This is a genomic window from Afifella aestuarii (genome assembly GCF_004023665.1).
Taxonomy (GTDB): domain Bacteria; phylum Pseudomonadota; class Alphaproteobacteria; order Rhizobiales; family Afifellaceae; genus Afifella; species Afifella aestuarii.
In genome coordinates, this window is sequence record NZ_SAUF01000001.1 from 1,173,836 (window position 1) to 1,193,209 (window position 19,374).

Below are 19,374 nucleotides of genomic sequence, written 5' to 3' on the forward strand. Positions count from 1 at the left end.
TCATTCCGCAGCGATGTTGTTGGCAGAAACCATCATACGGTGAAGGTGCTGGCGCACCCGGTCTCGAAACCCGGGCACAAACCGCAAGCTGCTGCGCTCGGTGCGGGACAGGAAACCCTGACTCGCTCTTACCGATAGCGGCTTTCCCGGATGTTGCAGGAACTCGGCCAACGGCGCGCGCGGCCGATAGTCGGGGAAGCCACTTATCTCTACTGCGAGGCGGTTTGTTCCATCGTAGCGAGCGGCACGCGGCCAGCGGCCATTCGCCGGCAACGCGCGGTCTCTGGCACAGTCGTATCCACCTGGCATTGACAGTCTCTGTCCGATCCATTCCGCGACAGGCACGGATACGGCGTTGCCTACCAGTGACCAGCGGCTCGATGGCCGAGCGACTTTCTCGGCTTCAAGCGTCCAGTCTCTGGAGAACCCTTGAAGCCGTTCGGCATCACGAATGTCCGGGGTAACGACGTCGCCGTTGGGCAGCAGAATCGCCGGGGGCGAAGGTATCCCGATCGTGGATCCATTCTTCAGCGTGGGGATGGCATCTGGTGCCCATCCCAGACCGCGCACACCTTCGGTCCAATAGAAACCATGCGCGTGGGTCTCGAGACGCGTTTCTGGCGTCGGGGCTTCGGCTTCATCTGCCAGCACTACACTGGCCGGATCGATATCGCTGGTGGTTGCGATGAAAATTACCCGTTCGCGTCGCTGCGGCAGAAAAGCTAGCGTATTCACCACGCGATAGGCCCACCTGTAGCCCCTCTCCTCAAACGCCTCAACGATAGTGCGCATGCCGCGCCCGGCGTCGAGCTGTAGCATAAATGAAACGTTCTCCAGGACGACCCACGGCGTTGGATGGTCATCCAATAGACGGAAGATCTGTCCGACAAGGCCGGAACGCTCACCCGTGATACCCTTTGTTGTGCCTGCCTGACTGAGGTCCTGACAAGGGAATCCCGCAGTGATCAAATCTACGCTGCTGGGGAGATTTTGGATCGCGCGCACATCGCCGGCACACTCGATATCAGGAAACTTGGCAGCCAGGACGGCTCGCGCCGGTTCGGATATCTCGCTGAGAAGCACTGGATGGTGACCAGTTGCTGCGAGACCGATCTCCAGACCGCCGATGCCAGCAAAGAGTCCTGCGACTTGCAAACTTCCCGATCCCGCGTTTGACGGCCTCTCACGTGATTCGCTTTTTGTTCACGTAGGGTACCCATACAACGCTGGTTGGTCGGTGGAAACACGGTTTCTCGATTTCCTAACAGACAAACCGCCTATGGCCTTCTCGCAGCACGCGTTCGGCCTCGCTGGTGATCGGAGCGGCTGTTGGTTTTGACAGAGCCGCGCCGGGCGATCAGTCTCTTGGGCGGGGCGCAGGATGAGCCTCAGATGTCGATCCCGGTGAGGGGAGAGCAGATGGATCTGATTGATATTGAATTTGTCAGGAGCGCTTTGATGGCGCTTTTCACTATCAGCTTTTTTGCCGGGTTTATTAATACTTTTATAGTTATCGGAAAACTTAGTTTGATCGATATGAAGCCTTCGACTATGGGGCGGCGCGCGGCTCAGAGTTCGGAGCGGCTCGGATATCTGTTTACGAAGAAGGAGTTTCGTCGGGAAAGAAATATCATGTTTCTTTCCATGGGCGGTTGTTTCTTTTCGTTCATGTCGCTCGCCATTCTCACGGCGGTCGCTGGCAAGTAGGGCGTGACCTGCGGGCGAGGCCCGGCTTTCGGCTTGCCCGAGAGGGTGGTGTTGCGAGAATGGCCCCGGACGGGTTCTCGGCGCCGTGGAATGGTCGCGAAAGCGGTCCGTGGGCGGTGGCTACTTTGCAGGGGCGAGGGTGAGGATGGAGCGGCCGCTCTGCAATCGCTTGGCCAGATCCTGGCTTTTTGCTGCGCTCTCCGATCCGCCGACCGTTACGGGCTTCGCCCGGTGTCTTAGGCGGGACGCGCGACGGCGGGGTATTGGCGTTCAAACCTTGTGAGATGCCAGCATCCAGACTTGTCGGCCTACTGTCCGCACAGCCGGGCCGGCCGTCTTGGCACGCCGAATGTCCGACGCCACCTTGCAGGTCGGCGAGGACGAAATCGCCGAGGCAATCCGCATTCTCTACACCGACACGCACAACATGGCGGAAGGGGCGGGTGCTGCGCCTCTGGCCGCGCTGATGGGCGCGCGCGAACGTTTTCGCGGCAAACGCGTCGCCCTCATCCTGACCGGGGGCAATATCGACATGCCCGTCTTCCGGCAGATTCTCTCGGGCCAAACGCCGGTCGCTTAGATGCGGTGGAGGTCAGACTGGGGGCGGTGGTGTGCATGTCGAGATCGCCGGGCGCGATTTTGCCGAGGGGCGCCGTTCCGGCGATTGTTATGCTTCATAACAGCGGACATTCGCGAGGCGGGACGAGGGCTTTAAGCGTCCGCCGAGCCGTGGTCAGCCTGCATGGCATCATAGCGCCGTTTGGCTTCTTCTATTTTATCGAGATTTTCGATTGACCAGTCATAGACTGCCCGGAAGGGAACTTGCAGCGTCTGCCCGAGGGGGGTGATGGAGTATTCTACGGCGACAGGCGAGGTTGCTAGGACCCGGCGTGAGAGCAGGCCATTGCGCTCCAGCCGGCGCAGCGCCTGAGTCAGTGCCTTGTGGGTGACCCCCTCCATACGGCGCTTCATCTCGTTGAAGCGCGACGGCCGCTCACTGAGGATCGTCAGGATCATCACCGCCCACTTGTTCGCCACCTGATCGAAGAAGGATCGCGCCGCGCAATCGGCAAAGAAAACCGGATCGTGTCCATCAGCCACTAGATATCCTCACATCCATCTACGCACTTTCAGGTGCGTAATTGATCCTAGATATCCGATGTGCATCTTGATGTCAGCTTCTATGAGAAGTGGCGCGACAACGGCATCAGGACCAGATGGAAATGGATCAACCGAGTTTGTCGAGGCGAAGTCTGCTTGGTTTTGCAGGTGCTGCGGGCGTCATGGCAATGGCGCCGGCCCGCGCGGCGGCAGCGGCGCGAACAACCGCCCGCCTTTTCTCGACGGAAAGCGGCAAGGGCCGAAATCTCCTCCTGCTCCACGGATGGACGGCGGACTCGAACGATTGGTGCTGGCAGCTTCCCGTTCTGGAAAGTCGCTATCGCACCGTGGCCGTCGATTTGCGTGGGCACGGCTGGTCGGAGGTCGTGCCGTCAGGCGCCTACGACCCTGCCGACTACGTCTCGGACCTGGAGGCGTTCATCGACACCGGATATCCGACAGAGCGGTTCGTGCTGGTCGGGCATTCGATGGGCGGGCAGCTTGCCGCCCGGCTTGCAGCCAAGCGCCCCGACATCGTGGATGCCGTCGTGTCGGTAGATGGCTCTTTGGGGTTCGCCGAAAACCTCACTCCAGTATTCCAGAAGGTCAGCGCCGCTCTCGGCACTGGTGATCCTGGATCGGTCGCGCCTGCGCTCTTCGAACAGTTCTACGATCCTGCCACGGCTCCGGCGATGAAGCGCTGGCACGCGCGGCGGGTCCAGGGCATGCCCGCCCATGTGGTGCGTGAGACGTTCGGCCCACTGTTTCTAGGGGCCAATCAGGTCGGCGTCGGCGCGCAGAGCGAAGTCTTCTGTCGCAAGCTTCGCGTGCCGGTCTATCATTTGTGCCGCGACGACGCGCAAGCCGAGCGGATGCGGCCCTGGTTCTCTCATCCAGCGTCAAAGGTCGAAGCGTGGGAGCATGCCGGGCACTGGATCATGCAGGACCGTCCCGAAGACGTGAACGCCGCGCTGACGGCGTGGATCGACGGGCTGTGATTGAGCTGCTCCGACCCCGACAAATCAAGCCGCAGTAGACTCTGCGGTCGCGTGAGATCTTTCAGAGGTTTTCGGTGTCCGACGCCGGGGCGAAGGCGCGGATCGTGACATCGTGCATGAAACCCTTCGCAAAAGACGATGCCAGGAGCAGGTTGCCGGCCCGGCAGGGTCGCCGGCCTGACCTTCGGCGCCGGACTGCGAGGAACGAGCTGCGGTTCGTGGGGCGGGGAGATGCGCGTCAAGACGCGGAGTGCGCGTTTTGCCGGGGGCAGACGAGTCGCGAGTTCAGGATCGTCTTTCCGTAGGATGCGAGACGCGGAACGATGTCAGAACTGCTCGCCTGAGCGGTCGCTGCGACAAAGTCAGCGGAGGGAGCGAAGGAGCCGCCAGATCAGGACGATCAGTGCCGTCGGGGCGATCACGATGCCCATGAGAATCAGGGCCACAAAGAGGAATTCCCCCTCTTCAGAGCAATAGGGGCTATCGGAGATGAATGTTACTCCGCAGTAGCGCATTAACCCCCAAAATCCAAAGAGAACTCCAGCTGTGCCTGCCACGGTCATTCCCAATGGCCAAATGTAATGGAGCGGGCCTTTATTCGAGTAACTTGTATCGTTCATTTTTGCGATGCTGCCGGTCGAATACGTTCCGTCCTGCCAGGTAAGCGGGGCCAGGTAAGCGGGGCCAGGTAAGCGGGCCAGCCTAACTAACCTCGCGCTCTCGTAGTGTCGTGGAAGGGGCGCAAGCAAGGCCGCTGTGGAGGGCCGGTAGAACAGCTCAATGCGTAGCTGCCGCAGTTCGAGACGGAAACCCCACCGCGCTGCGCGTGTGGTCAGCCTTGCCGTCCACAATGAGATATTGTTCGAAAGAGGAATAGGGCGGGAGCTGTGGCCTGCTGCCGGTTTCCATCCGTCCGAGCCCTATGTAGCGCCGTCACGACGGGACGATTGCTGACTGTCCGGTCTGGAGTGGGTGCACTGGATAGATGCCGTTTCCAGTCCAACCTCCTATCCCCGCTCACGACCCATCTCCGCCCTTCCCAGACTCTCTACCGCTTGCCGTATGCGGACTCCGCGTCAGTTGCTACGGAAAGGTCTGGCGAGAGCGGGTGCATTATGGGCTCAGGCGGTTTCAACGAGGTGCTGGAGGAGCAAGGGCCGACCACGGACACGTTCTTTCGAGGCGAGCCTCACTGGTCGGATCCTCCTGTGGCGAATGTCGCTTTGATCGCCGCAATCGAGGAACGTCTCGACATCACCCTGCCCAGCCTTCTGAGGGAACTCTACCTGCGCCAGAATGGCGGCAGCACCGACTTCGTATTTTCCGCCATAACGCCCGACGCACCCCTCGACGCAGGCGATGATTTTGAGCGGCACTGGCGCACCAGCCTGCCCGACGATGGTCTTCGACCCGTCGGTGACCTCGATACGATGACCGAGTTGCAGGCGACGTTCGACCACGATCCAGACGGCTCCTGGGAGACGTATCTTCCGGGAGCGGAGCGGCTCGTTCGCATCGCACAGCAGGGTTGGGACGAGTATCTTTGCCTCGATTATAGCGATGGGCGACGCGAGCCGAGGGTCGTCCTGTTCTATGACGGACACTCGGCACCGAGGAGCGAGATGACGTTCGAAACAGTGTGGCCGAATTTCGAGGCGTTCTTCTCTGGACTGCGTCGCGCGACCCTGACGGAAGAAGGCGGAGTTCTCTATCGCGGCATCAATCCCGCGGGGCCGCACGATCAGCAGGGGCAGGGCTCGCAATAGAGGGGGGCACGGTAGCGGTAGCTCTTGGGGAACTCGTCTCGGAGGCAGAATGGAAATTATCCACCCAACCCCGCGATCGAACCCGCCGCTCCGATTTCTCGATTGCGGAACGGCAGCTTCCCGTTGGATGCTGCTACAAAGCTGTCGATCCGGTCTCAGCCCAGAACGGAAGTGCGGCGTTCACTTTCGTTTTTTGCCACGGAGGCCATAGGATCGGATCGTCTGCTATGGCGACCTGATCGACCAAATTTATCATATTGAGGACATCGGGCACGGAAGGACTGGCTCACATGACGCATTGGCGGACCGTGATGGCCACGATCTGCATCACGGCGGCCGGACTTGCCGCCACTCTCTGGACTTGGACGGAGGAAACTGCCGCGACATTGGCCCCTGCGAAGTCCTTGCCGGTTACTCTGCTCGGGGACGTCGTTTCGTTTCACCAGCACATCGGGGAGCCACCTTATATGGGGCATGACGGCGGACGGGAGGACATCGGCACATTTTTCTTCGAGGCCCCCGCCGCGGCGACTGAGGGGCCGGACGGATATGTCCTGCGTTACGAAGATGGCGAATGCCCGCCCGTGATCTTGCCTGCGGGACGCATGGTGGCTGTCGATTACGTCGGGCTGTGGATCTCCGGCGTTTCCGCGACCCTGCCGATGGAGCCACTCTCTTTCGAGGAGGCGCGCGCGATGGCCGAGGAGATCATGGAGAAGATGATGGCCGCCAGCTGGGAGCGGACGTACCATCGTCCGGACTTCGATGCGGCCCGTATCGCGAACGTCATGGGCCACCGCCACACGCTCGCAAGATTCACCGTCTGCGGCGATACAGGCACCTACGCATCGGTGGTCGTGCGCAACTACGGCGATGGCCCTGCGGGGTATTCGATTCCGCCGATGGCCGTAGGCCAACCCTTGCCGGAGAACACGCCGACGCGTTACCTCGTGCGCGTCGAGATCCTGGGCCGGAACTTCTCCGACGACACTCCAAACCTCATCGATGACCGTAAAGCTGCGGTCCGATCCATGCGCGAAAAGGTTTCGGGCAACGCGAAACAGGCGATCCCGCTCTCCGTCTGGCTAGATAAGCCGGATTGGCAGCCCTAACCGGCGAGCATGGGATAATCCGATCGGACGCGATTGAGGTTGTGATACTTCAATGGCCTTGGATGAGTTCGACTGAACATCCGCAAGGTATCAGCCGTCGATCTGCGGTCTCGCGAAAGACTGGTTCCATCCGCCCGGAGAGGTCCATAATGCCTCTCCTGGCACTTCTTTCCTAACGGTTGTCCGTTTTCAAGCAGCAGATTTGACTGTCGCAACGACCGAGATGGGGCATTGCTGCCGCGATTCACGGGCGGCGGATTTCCAACATTTCTTTCGGAGCGCGCGCAATCGTCATTGGTGGCGCGCTCTTGTCGCCTGAAGCGCGGAGGCTGGCCTCGCAACGGTTCGTGCTTAAAATGAGGCGTGGATGCAGTCGATCGATATAGATTTGGGCCGCCGGATGACACGCCAATCCTGCCTTGGTTTGGTGGCGCATACACGCATGGCTTTGTCGCCCTCCATCCATTTTTCACTGTAGATGGGCTGGACCCGACGATCTGCGAATACGGTACGCTCATCCTCTCGCGGGCAGCTCTGCCTAACGGGCTCGGTCTGTTGGAGTGGGGCGACGACGAGGAGGCCAAACGACGTGTCGGCAAGGACGTCGATCCCGAAGAGGTCGATCGCGCGGCAAAGCGGAATGGGCTTCAGATCGGCTGGCAAACGATCTGCCGGCAGGCTGGTTTTGCCGACCACTGCGAACTGGATCAGGCCCTTCGTACGAGCATCGACGGTCTCAGAGATGATCTCGCGGACGCAGCCAAGTCCGACCGGCTGGCGTCTTACTGCTCTCTGCATCGCATATTTCCGCCGAACGAAGGGCGTTTCGAGCCGCTGATGCAAGCCAGCCTCGCCAGCCTATTCAGACGAACCGGTCACGACCGGGTGATCGTGGGAGATGAGTTCGGTGAGGACGAGCGCCTGGTTGACGCTGGTCTGTTGGAACAAGGTGATTTGTGGGATGCCATGGCCGAACTTCCACAATATGGCGTGAAGCGCCTTATCGCTCCCGATCGATCGCTTCTCGCATGGGTCCACTGGGATAGCTTTTACACTCTGATCCTAGGGAAAGCCGAGACGTTCCAAGAGCTCGAAATCGCCGGGCTATTTGAGGGATTTTGGTGTTCCGACGAAACGGAGACTTACTGGCTGACACAGCCCTGCATCCCGCTTGCGGAATAGATCGCAAGCCAATCGGCCTTTTCAGATCGGCTGGATAATAGCGGCCCGGCGGGGACCCGAACGGCGTCACGTCTGCGATGGTGCCGCGTCGTCGTGTCTGCGGGCGATCGGTGGTGGATGGTTGGAGATCGTGGGCCCGATTGGCCGCGGACGCGTTATCGTGGGAGCTCGAAACGAGGTGGTGGCTCTCGATGGAGTATGACGAATGATCGCCAATCGCAGGCTTTTTTCTGTCCTCGCCCTGATGATGCTTGCGGAGCCCGTCTGTTCGTCGTTTGCCCAGGAGACGATGACGCCGCAGGAGCTCTGCGCCGGACTGCCCGCCTTGGCGCAGGAAAACTGCAATGCTGCCGGCGAGCTTCTTTCGGCCCCGCCGACCGAGGAGCATCTCACCGTATTCTTGAGGGCCAGCGACGGCGCTCTTTCCGTCGAATACCGTTTCTCTGGCGAAGGCGCTTCTGACGATCATTCGGTCGAATGCTCTGCGGAAAACGTGATCACTCTTCCGGCGGGCGAAGTTGTGCGTCTGCTCTTTACGTCATCGGACGCCATCTACAGCTTTGACGTGCCAGGTTATGCGGGGCCGGTCGACCTTGTTCCGGGTCGCGTGAACGAACTCCTCGTCAAATCTCCTTCGCAGCCGGGTGAGATCGATGGGACCCTTCAGACGGATCCGGAGGATACAAAGAGAGCCGTGCGCTTGCGCTTCGTCGCGGACAAACAAGCGTTCAATCCGCAAGACGGAAAACGAGTGGCAACTGTTTGCCCTCGATGAAGGCCGACCCGTCGGATTTGTCTCGGTTTGGGAGCCAGGCAATTTCATCCACCACCTGCATGTCGACCCGCGAGAGACAGGGCGGGGCATCGGTCGGGCGCTGCTGTCCGCGTTGCCGGGCTGGGAGGTGGCTCGCTACCGGCTCAAATGCGTGTCTGCGAACGCCGAGGCGCTCGCTTTCTATCGTGCGCGCGGCTTCATCGAAGTTGGTGAGGGCAGCTCCGATGGGCAGGGTTACCTCATCCTGGAATCATCTGTGTCGTTCGCCATTCTCTCGGCGGTCGCTGGCAAGTAGGGCGTGGCGGTGGCTATTCTGCAGGGGCGACGGTGAGGATGGAGCGGCCGCTTTGCAATCGCTCGGCCAGATCCTGGCTCTTGGCCTGGCTGTCCGAGCCGCCGATCGGGAGAGGGCCGCCGTAGATCGGTGAGCGGATCATCGGCGTGACGAGCACCTTGCCGTCGACCATGACGGCGATCTTTTGTTGCTGATGCGCCTGCGTGAACCGGGCGAAGGCTTTCGCGCTGTCATCGTCGAGACGGATGACGACCTCCCATTGCCGGCTCGCCTCGTTGAACACGGTCTGGGCCTCTGCCAGCGACAGCGCGAGCGTGTCCGCCAGGGCGTGCGTCGGGAGAAGGCCGGCCAGGAGGGCGGCGGCGAAGATGTGTCGTATCCGCATGGGTTTTCCGGGTTCGATCGTCAGACATGAGACTGCGCAAGCGGGCGGCGCATATATGGCGGCCATCGGAGGCGCCGGCACGATCAATGCGTCCGCCTAGTCTCCGAGGATGATTCCGGCCCGCCTCAGCCATGCTTCGGGGTTGGCGGATTGCGAGGTTCCGCCGGCTGCGCAGACCAGGGGACGTACCTCTCGATTGGGAGGCCATTCGACCTTCGCCTTGTCGAGCGCCGCGAAGTCGCAAAAGACCGGGCTCGTTTCTACGAACTGGGTGGGAAAGTCTTCGATGGCGCCCGTCACGCAGGAAAGCCTTTCCTCTCCATGCCCGGGGCAAAGCAGCCAGACGAAGCTCATCAGCACGACGTCGCCGCGATAGCGAAAGGAGCCGTCGGGATCGACAATTCGATCGCCCAGTTCCGGCTCCATGGATCTTGAGACGTAGAAGCTGAAGAGAGCGGATCGTTGCGCTTCGGCGATCTCAAGGGTGCTGCTGGTGACGATGTTGAGGATGGCGCGGACCGTGGAGCTCGGGCAATTCGCATCCGGCACGGGCGAGCGGCCATTGCGCAGGCCGCTGAAATAGTCGAGCCACGGGCCGACCTCCTCGATGCGTTCCAGGACGAAAGTCTGCCGCTCGCAGAACGCCTTCGCCGCATCGAACGGCTTCGCCTCGGCGGCTTGTGCCTGGATTGCGAAGAGGGCCGCGGGTATCGCCACAAACAAAGCGGCTCCCCACGAAACAAACGGCTGCTTTGGCTGGGGCATGGTTTCCTTCCTGCTGTCCGAAGAGGGGGCGCCAGTGAGGGGTCTCGGTTTTCTGTCCTAAAACGTCAAGTTCGCGACTCGGTTATATGGCGAAGCGATACGCATGGGGTCGGATGTGCCGTATGCGGCAAAGCCTGTTGGGCAAGAGGGAATGCGCTGATGTCTGAGGAGTTGGCGGCGCTGAAGCGGCGTTATCCGGGCGCGGAGACGTTCAAGTTCGGCGACAGCGCCGCGTTGTGCGACACCCTTCTTGCGCTGGTGCGGGCCGGCAGGAAGGTGGCGACCTGCGGCGCGCTGCGGGACTTTGAGGCTGGCGAGCCGATGCCCGCCATCGGGCGGCGGGACATCGCGCTCAACTGGGACGACACGCCGGCGCTCGTCATCGAGACCGTCGAATTGGTGGAATGCCGCTTCGACGAGGTGACGGAGGCGATGGCGCTCGCCGAGGGCGAGGACGACAGCCTGGAGGGATGGCGCGCGGGCCATCGCGGCTATTTTGAACGCAATGGCGGGTTTTCGCCGGAGCTGCCGATCCTCTGGGAGCGGTTCGTTCTCATTGAAGATCTGGGCTGAAAGCGAGCCCGGGCGGTGCTGCGGGATCAGCCGGCGCTTCGGGCGCGGGCCGATCACCTTTTCGACGTGATCGCCGGCGCCATCCTGATGAAGGGGTGAGGCGCCGGCGGGTTTGTCTTCGGGGGGGCTCAGGCCCGCCTGTGGCCTGGCCTAAGCCCAGCCCAGGCCAGGTTTTCAGTCCGTCTCGATCTCGTCCAGGAAGGCCGCGACGCGTTTGCGGACGGCTTCTGCACCGTCGAGCTTCAGCACTTCGGCTGCGAGATCTTCGCAGGCGGGCTTTGCGAGGCGGCGGACGGTGAGCTTGAAGGTGCCGATATCGACGGGCTTCATGCTGAACTCGTCGAGCCCGAGACCGAGCAGGACCGGGGCGGCGAGGCGGTTGCCGGCCATCGCCCCGCACATGCCGATCCAGATGCCGGCCTCGTGGGCGGCTGCGATCGCGCGGGCGACCATGCGCAGGACCGCCGGCTGCAGCGGATCGGAGAGCTTCTGCACCTTCGGGTTCGCCCGGTCGGCCGCCATCATATATTGCGTGAGGTCGTTGGTGCCGATGCTGAAGAAATCGACTTCCGGGGCGAGGAGGTCGGCCATTTCGGCGGCGGCCGGCACCTCGATCATGATGCCGATTTCGAGCTTGTCGTCGAAGGGCTGGCCGGCCTCGCCGAGCCTGTCTTTGACAGCTTGCAGCCGATCTTTTGCGGCCCGCAGCTCCTCAAGGGTTGAAACCATCGGGAACATGATGCGCACGGGACCCTCGGTGCTCGCCCTGAGGATTGCCGCGAGCTGGGTGTCGAAGAGCGCCGTCTCGTCCAGACTGTAGCGCAGGCCACGCCAGCCGAGATTGGGGTTTTCCTCCGCCGGGCGGTCCATATAGGCGACCGGCTTGTCGCCGCCGATATCCATGGTGCGCACGGTGAGGGGTTTGCCCTTCAGACCGGCGATGATGCGCTTGTAGATCTCCGTCTGCTCGTCCTCGTCCGGCGCCGCATCGCGGTCCATGAAGAGGAATTCGGTGCGCATCAGGCCGATTTCTTCCGCGCCGCTGTCGGCGACGGCGGCGAGCTCTTCGAGCGCGGCCATGTTGGCGGCGGCACGCACGAGGTGGCGGTCTTTGGTTTCGGCCGCGAGGTCTTTGGCCGCTTCCGCTTCGGCGCGAAGAGCTTCGAAGGCGGCGCGGTCGCGCTCCATCCTGGCGATATCATCCGGATCGGGCGCAAGATCGAGACGGGCCTTGCCGCCGTCGAGCAGGACTTTCTGTCCGTCTTTCACGCCGTTCAGCCCCTCGCCGAGGGAGAAGACGACGGGGATCGACAGATTGCTCGCCAAAATGCCGGCATGAGAGGTTTCGCCGCCGACCGCCGAACAGATGCCGAGAACCGACGTGTCGGCGAGGCGAAGGACGTCGGAGGGGCGCAGTTCGTGAAACGCCAGAATGGCTGGCTCGTCGGGGAGGGCGGATGCCGCCTCGTCTCCAATGAGAAAGCGCAGGACGCGCTGGCCGACATCGACGATATCGGCGGCCCGGCCCTGCAGGAGCTTGTCTTCGAGCCCGGAATAGGTGTCGGCGAGCTCCGACATCGTCTCCTGCCAGATTGCGGCCGCGCCGAGCTTTTCGGAGCGGATGCGCTCGCGCACGCCGCCGGTGATTTCCGGGTCGTGGAGATAGGTGATGTGGGCGGAAAAGATCTGGCGATCATAGTCGCTCAGGCCTTCGCCCATCGCCTGCATGGCGGCCCCGATCTCCGCTTCCGCATCTTGCAGCGCCTTGTCGAAACGCGCGATTTCGGCGTCGGGATCATCGATTTTGGCCGCCTCGATCTTCGGCATTTCCTGGCGGACATGATGGAGCGGGCCGAGGGCGAAGCCGGGCGCGATGGTGATGCCGGTCAAAGTGTCGGTTGCCTCCGGTGCCTCCGACGTGCCGGGAGAAGAGGCGGCCTGAGCCTTGGACGGGGCCGGCTTTGAAGGTGCGGGTGCCTCCGCCGGTATCGCGTCGTCTTCGCCGAAATTGTCCTCGACGAGGCGGCGCATGGCGGAAAAGACCGCGTCTGCCTCGTCCGGCGCAGCGGTGAGGCGGATGCGGTCATTGCCGGTGACGGCCGAGAGCATGATGCCATTGATGCTCTTGGCGTTGACCGGCTTCTTGCCCTTGGTGAGGTTTTCCAGACGGATGTCGCCGTCAAAGCCGTTCATCGTCTGAACGAGCAGCGAGGCCGGGCGGGCATGGAGGCCATGCCGGTTGCGGATGACGAATTCCTCGGCCTTGGCGTCGCTGTCGTCTTTTGGCGCAGCGGCGCCGGTGTCTTCTGAGTCCTCCTCGGGGGCGGCGACCGCGCCGGCCTCCTGGGCCTCGCGCATGACGTCGGCGAGCTTGCCGCCGGAGGCGATCTGCACGGCTGCGGCGAGGACGCCTTCCACCAGCGGCGCGTCGCAGAACTTCACCTTTTCCTGTTCTTCGGGCTCCAGGAGGTCGATCGCCATGTCGGCGCTGAGCTTTGCCGAGCCGAGATCGGCAAAGATCAGGACGCCTTCATCCGACATGACCTCGTGGATCGCCTCCAGGACACGGATGCCATCCGTGCCCAGAGGGTTTTCCGGATCATCGACGCCGCCGGCCGCGGCGATCGGGATCTCGACCTGGGTCATTCCATCGGCGAGTTCCTTCACGCCCTCGGCAAGCCTGGCGCTGTGCGAGACGACGACGATGCCGATCATTGCGACGTCTCGGCGACCGCATCGGCGAGCGCACGGATGATCAGGTAGCTCGAGGTCGCCCCCGGATCCTGATGGTCGATGCTGCGTTCGCCAAGATAGCTCGCGCGGCCGCGCTGGGCCTGCATCGGGATCGTCGCCTTCATGCCTTCTTCGGCGGCGTCGGCGGCGGCTTTGAGCGCTTCGGCGGCGCTCTTGCCCTCGGCGACCGCGGCCTTCAGCGCTTCGGCGGCCGGGATCTGCGCATCGAGCATGGTCTTCATGCCGGGTTCGGCGCGGCCGCGTTTTTTCACCCCGGCGATGCCGTCTTCGAACATCGTCACGAGATCGGCCGGCTCAAGTTCGGCCTTGCCCGCAAAGGGTTTGCCGGCGTCGAGGAAGAAGGTGCCGTAGAGCGGCCCGGAGGCGCCGCCGACCTTGGAGATCAGCGTCATGGCGACGGCCTTTAGGACGGCGCCGACATCTTCCTTGTCGGAGAGCGTCGCAACGACGGCCTTGAAGCCGCGGTCCATGTTGTTGCCGTGATCGGCATCGCCGATCGGGGAATCGAGCTCGGTGAGGTAGGCGCGCTTTTCGGCGAGCACCTCGGCGCTCTTCTGGAGCCAGAGGCGGATGGCGGCGGCCGAAACGGCCGCCTCGCTGTTCGTGGTCTCGCTCATGGTCACACACCCCAACGCAGAGCCGGTGTGTTCACCGGCGCATCGTAAAGACGCAGGATCTCCTCGTCGGCCTTTACCAGCGTGATGGAGACGCCCGCCATTTCGAGAGAGGTGATGTAATGGCCGATGAGCTTGCGGACGATCTTCACGCCGTGCTTTTCGGCGACTTCGGCGAGCTTGGCATAGACCGTGTAGAGCTCCGAGATCGGCGTCGCGCCCATGCTGTTGACGATGGCGATCACCTCGTCGCCGGACTGGAAGGTGATGTCCTTCACTTCGACATCGACCCAATCGCCCTTCTCAGAATCCCATTCGGTGAGCTCGCGGGTGTAGGCGCCGTCTTCCAGAATCCGGGTGGCGAGGATTTCGGTGATCTCGTCGGCGCTCTTCACCGGCATGCGCTCGGTTCCGGGCTCGCCGTGAATGCCGATGCCGATTTCCATCTCGTTGTCGGCGAGTTCGAAGCTCGGTGTGCCGTTCTGCGGCGTGGTGCAGGGGGTGAGCGCCATGCCCATGCTCTTGCCGTGGATGTTGACCTTCTTGCAGAGGGCGGCGAGCTGGTCGAGGTCGTAGCCTTCCTGGGAGGCGGCGCCGCAGACCTTTTCAGCGATGACGGTGGTGCCGAGGCCGCGGCGGCCGGCGGTGTAGAGCGAATCCTTCAAAGCGACATCGTCGTCGATGACGACGTTGCGGACTTCGATGCCCTCGTCGCGCAGGAGGTCGGCGGCCATGCGGAAGTTCAGCACGTCGCCGGTGTAGTTCTTGATGATCTGCAGGATGCCCTTGCCGCCGTTCACGGCCTTGCCGGCTTCATACATCTGATCGGGGGTCGGCGAGGTGAAGGTCTGGCCGGGGCAGGCCGCATCGAGCATGCCCATGCCGACATAACCGCCGTGAAGCGGCTCGTGACCGGCGCCGCCGCCGGAGACGACGGCCACCCGGTTCTGGACGCCGCCGGCGACGGCGACGTAATTCGGGTCGAAATGGACCTCGATCTCAGGATGCGCGAGGCCGAACCCCTTGAGCTGTTCCAGCGTCACGTCTTCGGCGTTGTTGATCAACTTCTTCACGGCTTGTCTTCCTTTTCAGGAGTGGGGAGCTTGGGTGGCGCTGAGATATCGCGCCTCTGCGCCGGGCCTCGGGCCATGGCGCAGCATCTGCCTCTCGGCATGGAACGGCCTTCATGACGCGCGGCGGGTGCGCCGCGGCCGGTCGTGGGGTCCGAGATGAAGATAGGGGAGGAGAGGGCGTTTCGAAGACCCGCGCTGCGTCTCGCCTTCATATGCAGCGGAAAGGGTGCGGGCGGACAGGAAGCTGCGGTCGGGCGCCGGGATGTGCGGTCCGGCGCGGGACCGGCAATCCGGGAAATGATAGCTGTGGGGGAAATGAGAATGGCGGGTCTGGCGCCGGATTTTCCAAAAAATAGCGTCGATATCGGGGGCTTTGCGCCCTCTGAACTTACTTTTTCAAGTATAGATCCCGACACCATACGCCTATTCTCTACGACGACATCAATTTTCCCGTGGAGATTGAGATGTCATGCGCATGCACCTAGCGTAATAGACCTTCGTAACTGTCATATAGTCATGCAAAACCCGCGGCAAGGTGTAATTGATTGAAATCAATTGGACATCTCGGGGGCGCTTCGGCGACTTCGCGGGCATGTGCGCGACAGCGCGCCGTGGCCTGGAAACCTCGCGGCGCCAGGGGCGTTCTGGTGCGATGACACGCTTTCTTTCTCTTCCCCTTCTTCCTCTCGCCCTCCTCGTCGCCCTCGCAGCCTGCTCTCCGGACGCAGATCAGCAGGCGGCGAACGGGGCTTCGGAGACGAGCGCACCTGCGGCGTCGTCCGCATCGGCACCTGTGGCATCGCCCGAGGCCGGGTCGGCCCCCGCGTCCAGAAACGTGATTGGGCTCGAGGGGCTCGGCGATCTCAGGATCGGCGAGGCGGTGCCGGAGGGGGGAAGCTTCGCGGAGCGGGGGGCGCAGACGAGCGATGCCTGCCGCACGGTGAGTTCGCCCGATTATCCCGGCGTCTATGCGATCGTTGCCGACGGCAAGGTGCAGCGCATCACCATCGGGCAGCGCTCAGACGTCAAGCTGGCCGAGGGTGTGGGTGTCGGCTCCAGCGAGACGGAGGTGCGGAGCTGGTTCGGCGGCTTCCGCGAGGAGCCGCACAAATATGAAGAGGCGCCGGCCAAATATCTGACCGCGCCGAACGCCGAGAGCGGCAGTTCGGCGCTGCGCTTCGAGATCGGCCGGGACGGGAAGGTGAAACTGTTTCATATCGGCGTGATGCCGTATCTCGCCTATGTCGAGGCCTGTGCGTGAGGCCGCTCACGGGAGGTGCGAGATACCATCCGGCGAGACGGCCCGCGGGGGGGAGCCCGCGGACCGGGTTTCTCACAGGCCTTTCTTGCGGCCGGTGAACATCGGCGTGATCAGGTCTTCATGCTTGTAGAGCTTGTAGAAGGCGATCGAGGCGATGTGGACGCCCACCATGATCAGGAGCAGCGTCGACAGGGGTTCGTGCCATGAGAGCGCCTGCCGCGCCGTCTCGATGGAGACGTATTTGGCGAGCGGTCCGGCGTTGATGTAATCCTCCGGATCGGCCAGGAGGCCGGTGCCGATCTGCATGGCGAGCACGATCAGAACGCCGACGATGAACAGCGCGCCGACAGGGTTGTGCCCGGGGCAGTTCGACGGTTCGCGCGAGGCGAAGTGGCGGGCGTAATGCAGGATTTTGCGCGGGCCTTTGACGAAGTTCACAAAGCGCGCATTGGCGGACCCGACAAAACCCCAGACGATGCGGATGACGACGAGAGCCGCCACCGTGTAGCCCGCATAAAAATGCAGGGTCATCTCATCCGGGCCGAACTTGCCGAGCCCCCAGGCGGCCGCGAAGGCCACGACCAGGGCCCAATGAAAGATGCGCACCACCGGATCCCAGACGCGGATCTCCTCGCCCGCCTGCAAAGGCGCGTGATCGGAGTTTTTGGTCTGATGCGGGATGTCGCCGGAGGGGCGGGGGACTGGACCCCGGCCCGGTTCGCTCATTGTCGACATTTTTCAGATCCCTTGGGTTTCTCGTTCCTCGGGTTCGAGGATCGCCTGGTCCAGAAGCGCTCCGGACCAGGCATCCCAGGCTTCAAATTCCGGCTCAGAAATCCTTGGCGCGGAAATCGTCGTGGCAGGATTTGCAGGCGCCGCCGAGCTTGCCGACGGCCGGACGCAGCTGGTCGAGGCCTTCACCGGCGACGGTGTTGAGGTTCTGGACGGCGGCGACATAGGCCTCGGCCTTTTCCTGCAGGCCGTCCATGTTGTCCCAGATCGCCGGCAGAGCGCGGGTCTTGCCGGGCAGATCGGCATTGGAGGTGCCGGGGGCGAGGAGGCCGGCCATCGAATAATGCGTCAGCGCCTCGAGGTTCGCGGCATGGGTTTTTGCGGCCTCGGCGTCATAGTCCTTTTCGCCCTTCGCCATGGCGGCGAGGTCGTGCATCTCAAGACCGAGCAGGCGGAAATAGCCGATCCGGGCCTCGGCCACATCCTGCGGCGACTGGGCGAGTGCCAGGCTCGGAGCGGCAAGGACGGCGAGGGAAAGGAGAAGTCTGCGCATCATAATATCCTTCGGGTGATTTTCATTCAGGTGCGAGTTCGCAAAGCTGCGAATTCCGCGGAGGTGCCCCGTCCCCGCCGGGCCGGTTTTGCCAATACATATCCGGACCGGAATGCGACACCGGGACACCCCACGAAAGGCGTAGGCCCGGAAACGGCGGTTCTCTGCGGAAGTCTCCGTCGCCGCTCACGAAGTTGTGCGGAATCCGTGATGCGCCAAAAGAAAACGCCCGCGCGAGGCGGGCGTGTGCGAAGGCTCAAAGGTGGCTGCCCGAAGATCTTTCAGGCGGCTTTTGTGGCGGCTTCCCCGGACGGTCGCAGTGCTTTCGGCCCGGGGAAGATGTCAGTTGAAGAGGGAATCGATGTCGTCCTGGGAGACGACGTTTTCGTCGCTCTTGAGCGCCGGACCGTTGAGGAGAGCCTCGTCGCCCTCTTCCTCCGGCTCGTCCTCGGCATGCTGCTCGAAAGCCGTGGCCTCGCCGGACCAGATCTTCAGCATCTTATCGATGCGGCTTTCGATGAATTGCAGGAGGTTGACGACCTTGGAGATGCGCTGGCCGGTGATGTCCTGAAAGTTGCACGCCTCGAAGATGGCGATGCAACGCTCGTTGATCGCCTGCAGCTGGGCGCGCTCGTCATCACCGAGCGTCTTGCCGAGCTTTCTGGCGATGTCGTCGATCTCTTCGGCGGAGGTGAGGATCGTCTCAGTGGCGCCCTCCGTGTCGGCGACGACGGCATCAAGCTCGTCGGCAGCGCGGTTGAACTGCTTGGAATCGACAGCCTTGGCGTGAATCGACGCGATTTCGCCGCGGGTATCGCGGATGGCGTGCTGAATGGACTCGACGCCAAGCCACAGCTTCTGCTGATCGGCGACGACCTCATCCTGCTTGCCGGCGATCTGCCGAAGCTCGGAAAGCTCGGTGAAAATCTTATCGAGGCGAAGTGCCAGGCTGAGCTGCTCTGTGGCGTGCTGTGCCCAAGCTTCCTGCTCGGTCACATCCTTTTTCGCGGTGGCGCGCTTTGCGGACATACGTGAACCCTATCCCATCAAAGAAAGTGGCGACTGTATATTCGAAGGCCTGAAAAGAGAAAAGATAGCGGGGGTTTGCGGCGCAAGCCTGGCGCAAGTCAGTTCAATTTAAACACACCTCGATCCCGCCGGAGATAGCGGTGCAGTCTAGATTCTATATGGAGCGCGGCGAATGTCGTTGAACCTTTCTATGCCGATCCTTGTCGTCGACGATTACAAGACGATGATCCGGATCATTAAGAACCTGTTAAAGCAGCTCGGCTTCGAAGATATCGACGAAGCGGCCGATGGCAGCGAGGCGCTCAACAAGATGAAGGAGCGCGAATATGGTCTGGTCATCTCTGACTGGAACATGGAGCCGATGACCGGTTACGAGCTTCTGAAGCAGGTGCGTGCCGACGACAAGCTGAACGCCACACCGTTCATCATGGTCACTGCCGAGGCGAAGTCGGAAAACGTCATCGCCGCCAAGAAAGAAGGCGTGAGCAATTATATCGTGAAGCCGTTCAATGCGCAGACGCTGAAGGGCAAGATCGAAGCCGTCTTCGAGAACTGATCACTTTCGGCAGGCCTGACCTTCAAGGTACGGGCCGCCGCGCCTGTTGAGCTTCCGGATTGTCCTTTCGGAGGCTTTCGGCGCAACCCTCTCAACGGCCGCCGCTCCTCTCACTCTCGCGGTCGTCCGCGCGGCTGCTTCGG

Annotated in this window: 21 protein-coding genes; 11 read left to right on the forward strand and 10 right to left on the reverse strand. The window is 62.4% G+C overall.

What is annotated here, in order from left to right:
- The gene (locus tag EO094_RS05435; protein WP_128291235.1) at positions 1-1,155 is read right to left on the reverse strand and encodes a DNA cytosine methyltransferase; all 1,155 of its coding nucleotides are present in this window, start codon (positions 1,153-1,155) and stop codon (positions 1-3) included.
- 174 nt (positions 1,156-1,329) lie between these two features.
- Here EO094_RS05435 and EO094_RS05440 point away from each other — a divergent pair, with 174 nt between their 5' ends.
- Both EO094_RS05440 and EO094_RS05445 read left to right on the forward strand, forming a co-directional pair.
- A complete protein-coding gene (locus EO094_RS05440; RefSeq protein WP_128291236.1) occupies positions 1,330-1,707 on the forward strand; it encodes a hypothetical protein in 378 nt (125 codons plus the stop codon).
- A 337-nt stretch (positions 1,708-2,044) separates the two neighbouring features.
- Positions 2,045-2,287, forward strand: a complete 243-nt coding sequence (locus EO094_RS05445) for a pyridoxal-phosphate dependent enzyme (protein WP_342772730.1) — start codon at positions 2,045-2,047, stop codon at positions 2,285-2,287.
- 131 nt (positions 2,288-2,418) lie between these two features.
- Here the strand turns inward: EO094_RS05445 and EO094_RS05450 are convergent, their stop codons facing one another.
- Positions 2,419-2,808, reverse strand: a complete 390-nt coding sequence (locus EO094_RS05450) for a winged helix-turn-helix transcriptional regulator (RefSeq protein ID WP_128291238.1) — start codon at positions 2,806-2,808, stop codon at positions 2,419-2,421.
- Between the two features lie 182 nt (positions 2,809-2,990).
- Here EO094_RS05450 and EO094_RS05455 point away from each other — a divergent pair, with 182 nt between their 5' ends.
- The 6 genes from EO094_RS05455 to EO094_RS18680 all read left to right on the forward strand — a co-directional run bounded on the left by EO094_RS05455 (position 2,991) and on the right by EO094_RS18680 (position 8,936).
- Entirely contained in the window at positions 2,991-3,806 is an 816-nt protein-coding gene (locus EO094_RS05455) for an alpha/beta fold hydrolase (RefSeq protein ID WP_246008368.1), read from the forward strand.
- A gap of 1,115 nt (positions 3,807-4,921) precedes the next feature.
- Positions 4,922-5,572: an SMI1/KNR4 family protein gene (locus EO094_RS05460; RefSeq protein ID WP_128291239.1), complete on the forward strand. Its 651-nt coding sequence runs from the start codon at positions 4,922-4,924 to the stop codon at positions 5,570-5,572.
- Between the two features lie 467 nt (positions 5,573-6,039).
- The gene (locus tag EO094_RS05465; protein WP_128291240.1) at positions 6,040-6,684 is read left to right on the forward strand and encodes a hypothetical protein; all 645 of its coding nucleotides are present in this window, start codon (positions 6,040-6,042) and stop codon (positions 6,682-6,684) included.
- 363 nt (positions 6,685-7,047) lie between these two features.
- A complete protein-coding gene (locus tag EO094_RS05470) occupies positions 7,048-7,866 on the forward strand; it encodes a DUF2711 family protein (protein WP_128291241.1) in 819 nt (272 codons plus the stop codon).
- A gap of 205 nt (positions 7,867-8,071) precedes the next feature.
- Positions 8,072-8,641 (forward strand): cupredoxin domain-containing protein, encoded by a 570-nt coding sequence (locus tag EO094_RS05475; protein ID WP_128291242.1) that lies wholly within the window; start codon positions 8,072-8,074, stop codon positions 8,639-8,641.
- Complete coding sequence (locus EO094_RS18680) at positions 8,625-8,936, forward strand: GNAT family N-acetyltransferase (protein ID WP_342772732.1); 312 nt, start codon at positions 8,625-8,627, stop codon at positions 8,934-8,936. The genes EO094_RS05475 and EO094_RS18680 overlap by 17 nt, the downstream gene beginning before the upstream one ends.
- Before the next feature lie 13 nt (positions 8,937-8,949).
- Here the strand turns inward: EO094_RS18680 and EO094_RS05485 are convergent, their stop codons facing one another.
- Positions 8,950-9,321 carry a SecDF P1 head subdomain-containing protein gene (locus tag EO094_RS05485; protein ID WP_128291244.1) on the reverse strand — a complete coding sequence of 124 codons (372 nt, stop codon included), beginning with the start codon at positions 9,319-9,321 and terminating at the stop codon, positions 8,950-8,952.
- Between the two features lie 96 nt (positions 9,322-9,417).
- On the reverse strand, positions 9,418-10,038 hold the full coding sequence (locus tag EO094_RS05490) for a hypothetical protein (RefSeq protein WP_128291245.1): 621 nt from the start codon (positions 10,036-10,038) through the stop codon (positions 9,418-9,420).
- Between the two features lie 207 nt (positions 10,039-10,245).
- On the opposite strand from EO094_RS05490, the gene EO094_RS05495 reads away from it, so the two are divergent.
- On the forward strand, positions 10,246-10,659 hold the full coding sequence (locus EO094_RS05495) for an ASCH domain-containing protein (RefSeq protein ID WP_128291246.1): 414 nt from the start codon (positions 10,246-10,248) through the stop codon (positions 10,657-10,659).
- A 174-nt stretch (positions 10,660-10,833) separates the two neighbouring features.
- On the opposite strand, the gene ptsP is transcribed toward EO094_RS05495, so the two are convergent.
- From ptsP to dhaK, 3 genes are read right to left on the reverse strand one after another with little or no spacing between them, the layout of a single operon-like run.
- On the reverse strand, positions 10,834-13,374 hold the full coding sequence (gene ptsP, locus EO094_RS05505; protein WP_128291247.1) for a phosphoenolpyruvate--protein phosphotransferase: 2,541 nt from the start codon (positions 13,372-13,374) through the stop codon (positions 10,834-10,836).
- Positions 13,371-14,030 (reverse strand): dihydroxyacetone kinase subunit DhaL, encoded by a 660-nt coding sequence (gene dhaL, locus EO094_RS05510; protein WP_128291248.1) that lies wholly within the window; start codon positions 14,028-14,030, stop codon positions 13,371-13,373. The genes ptsP and dhaL overlap by 4 nt, the downstream gene beginning before the upstream one ends.
- Before the next feature lie 2 nt (positions 14,031-14,032).
- The gene (dhaK, locus tag EO094_RS05515) at positions 14,033-15,100 is read right to left on the reverse strand and encodes a dihydroxyacetone kinase subunit DhaK (protein WP_128291249.1); all 1,068 of its coding nucleotides are present in this window, start codon (positions 15,098-15,100) and stop codon (positions 14,033-14,035) included.
- Positions 15,101-15,752: 652 nt separating this feature from the next.
- Here dhaK and EO094_RS05520 point away from each other — a divergent pair.
- A complete protein-coding gene (locus tag EO094_RS05520; protein ID WP_128291250.1) occupies positions 15,753-16,361 on the forward strand; it encodes a hypothetical protein in 609 nt (202 codons plus the stop codon).
- 72 nt (positions 16,362-16,433) lie between these two features.
- On the opposite strand, the gene EO094_RS05525 is transcribed toward EO094_RS05520, so the two are convergent.
- The 3 genes from EO094_RS05525 to EO094_RS05535 all read right to left on the reverse strand — a co-directional run bounded on the left by EO094_RS05525 (position 16,434) and on the right by EO094_RS05535 (position 18,675).
- Positions 16,434-17,096 carry a cytochrome b/b6 domain-containing protein gene (locus EO094_RS05525; RefSeq protein WP_205649827.1) on the reverse strand — a complete coding sequence of 221 codons (663 nt, stop codon included), beginning with the start codon at positions 17,094-17,096 and terminating at the stop codon, positions 16,434-16,436.
- Positions 17,097-17,190: 94 nt separating this feature from the next.
- Positions 17,191-17,646 (reverse strand): c-type cytochrome, encoded by a 456-nt coding sequence (locus EO094_RS05530; RefSeq protein WP_128291251.1) that lies wholly within the window; start codon positions 17,644-17,646, stop codon positions 17,191-17,193.
- Between the two features lie 342 nt (positions 17,647-17,988).
- On the reverse strand, positions 17,989-18,675 hold the full coding sequence (locus EO094_RS05535; protein WP_128291252.1) for a protein phosphatase CheZ: 687 nt from the start codon (positions 18,673-18,675) through the stop codon (positions 17,989-17,991).
- Positions 18,676-18,847: 172 nt separating this feature from the next.
- Between EO094_RS05535 and EO094_RS05540 the strand changes: the two genes are divergently transcribed.
- Complete coding sequence (locus tag EO094_RS05540) at positions 18,848-19,231, forward strand: response regulator (RefSeq protein WP_128291253.1); 384 nt, start codon at positions 18,848-18,850, stop codon at positions 19,229-19,231.
- Positions 19,232-19,374: the final 143 nt, after the last annotated feature.

Bases quoted from the DNA above. Each gene is read 5' to 3' on its own strand.
- EO094_RS05455 (WP_246008368.1), top strand. From the start codon at position 2,991: ATGGCAATGGCGCCGGCCCGCGCGGCGGCAGCGGCGCGAACAACCGCC.
- EO094_RS05460 (WP_128291239.1), top strand. From the start codon at position 4,922: ATGGGCTCAGGCGGTTTCAACGAGGTGCTGGAGGAGCAAGGGCCGACC.
- EO094_RS05465 (WP_128291240.1), top strand. From the start codon at position 6,040: ATGGGGCATGACGGCGGACGGGAGGACATCGGCACATTTTTCTTCGAG.
- EO094_RS05475 (WP_128291242.1), top strand. From the start codon at position 8,072: ATGATCGCCAATCGCAGGCTTTTTTCTGTCCTCGCCCTGATGATGCTT.
- EO094_RS05485 (WP_128291244.1), bottom strand. From the start codon at position 9,321: ATGCGGATACGACACATCTTCGCCGCCGCCCTCCTGGCCGGCCTTCTC.
- EO094_RS05495 (WP_128291246.1), top strand. From the start codon at position 10,246: ATGTCTGAGGAGTTGGCGGCGCTGAAGCGGCGTTATCCGGGCGCGGAG.
- ptsP (WP_128291247.1), bottom strand. From the start codon at position 13,374: ATGATCGGCATCGTCGTCGTCTCGCACAGCGCCAGGCTTGCCGAGGGC.
- dhaL (WP_128291248.1), bottom strand. From the start codon at position 14,030: ATGAGCGAGACCACGAACAGCGAGGCGGCCGTTTCGGCCGCCGCCATC.
- EO094_RS05520 (WP_128291250.1), top strand. From the start codon at position 15,753: ATGACACGCTTTCTTTCTCTTCCCCTTCTTCCTCTCGCCCTCCTCGTC.
- EO094_RS05525 (WP_205649827.1), bottom strand. From the start codon at position 17,096: ATGTCGACAATGAGCGAACCGGGCCGGGGTCCAGTCCCCCGCCCCTCC.
- EO094_RS05530 (WP_128291251.1), bottom strand. From the start codon at position 17,646: ATGCGCAGACTTCTCCTTTCCCTCGCCGTCCTTGCCGCTCCGAGCCTG.
- EO094_RS05535 (WP_128291252.1), bottom strand. From the start codon at position 18,675: ATGTCCGCAAAGCGCGCCACCGCGAAAAAGGATGTGACCGAGCAGGAA.
- EO094_RS05540 (WP_128291253.1), top strand. From the start codon at position 18,848: ATGTCGTTGAACCTTTCTATGCCGATCCTTGTCGTCGACGATTACAAG.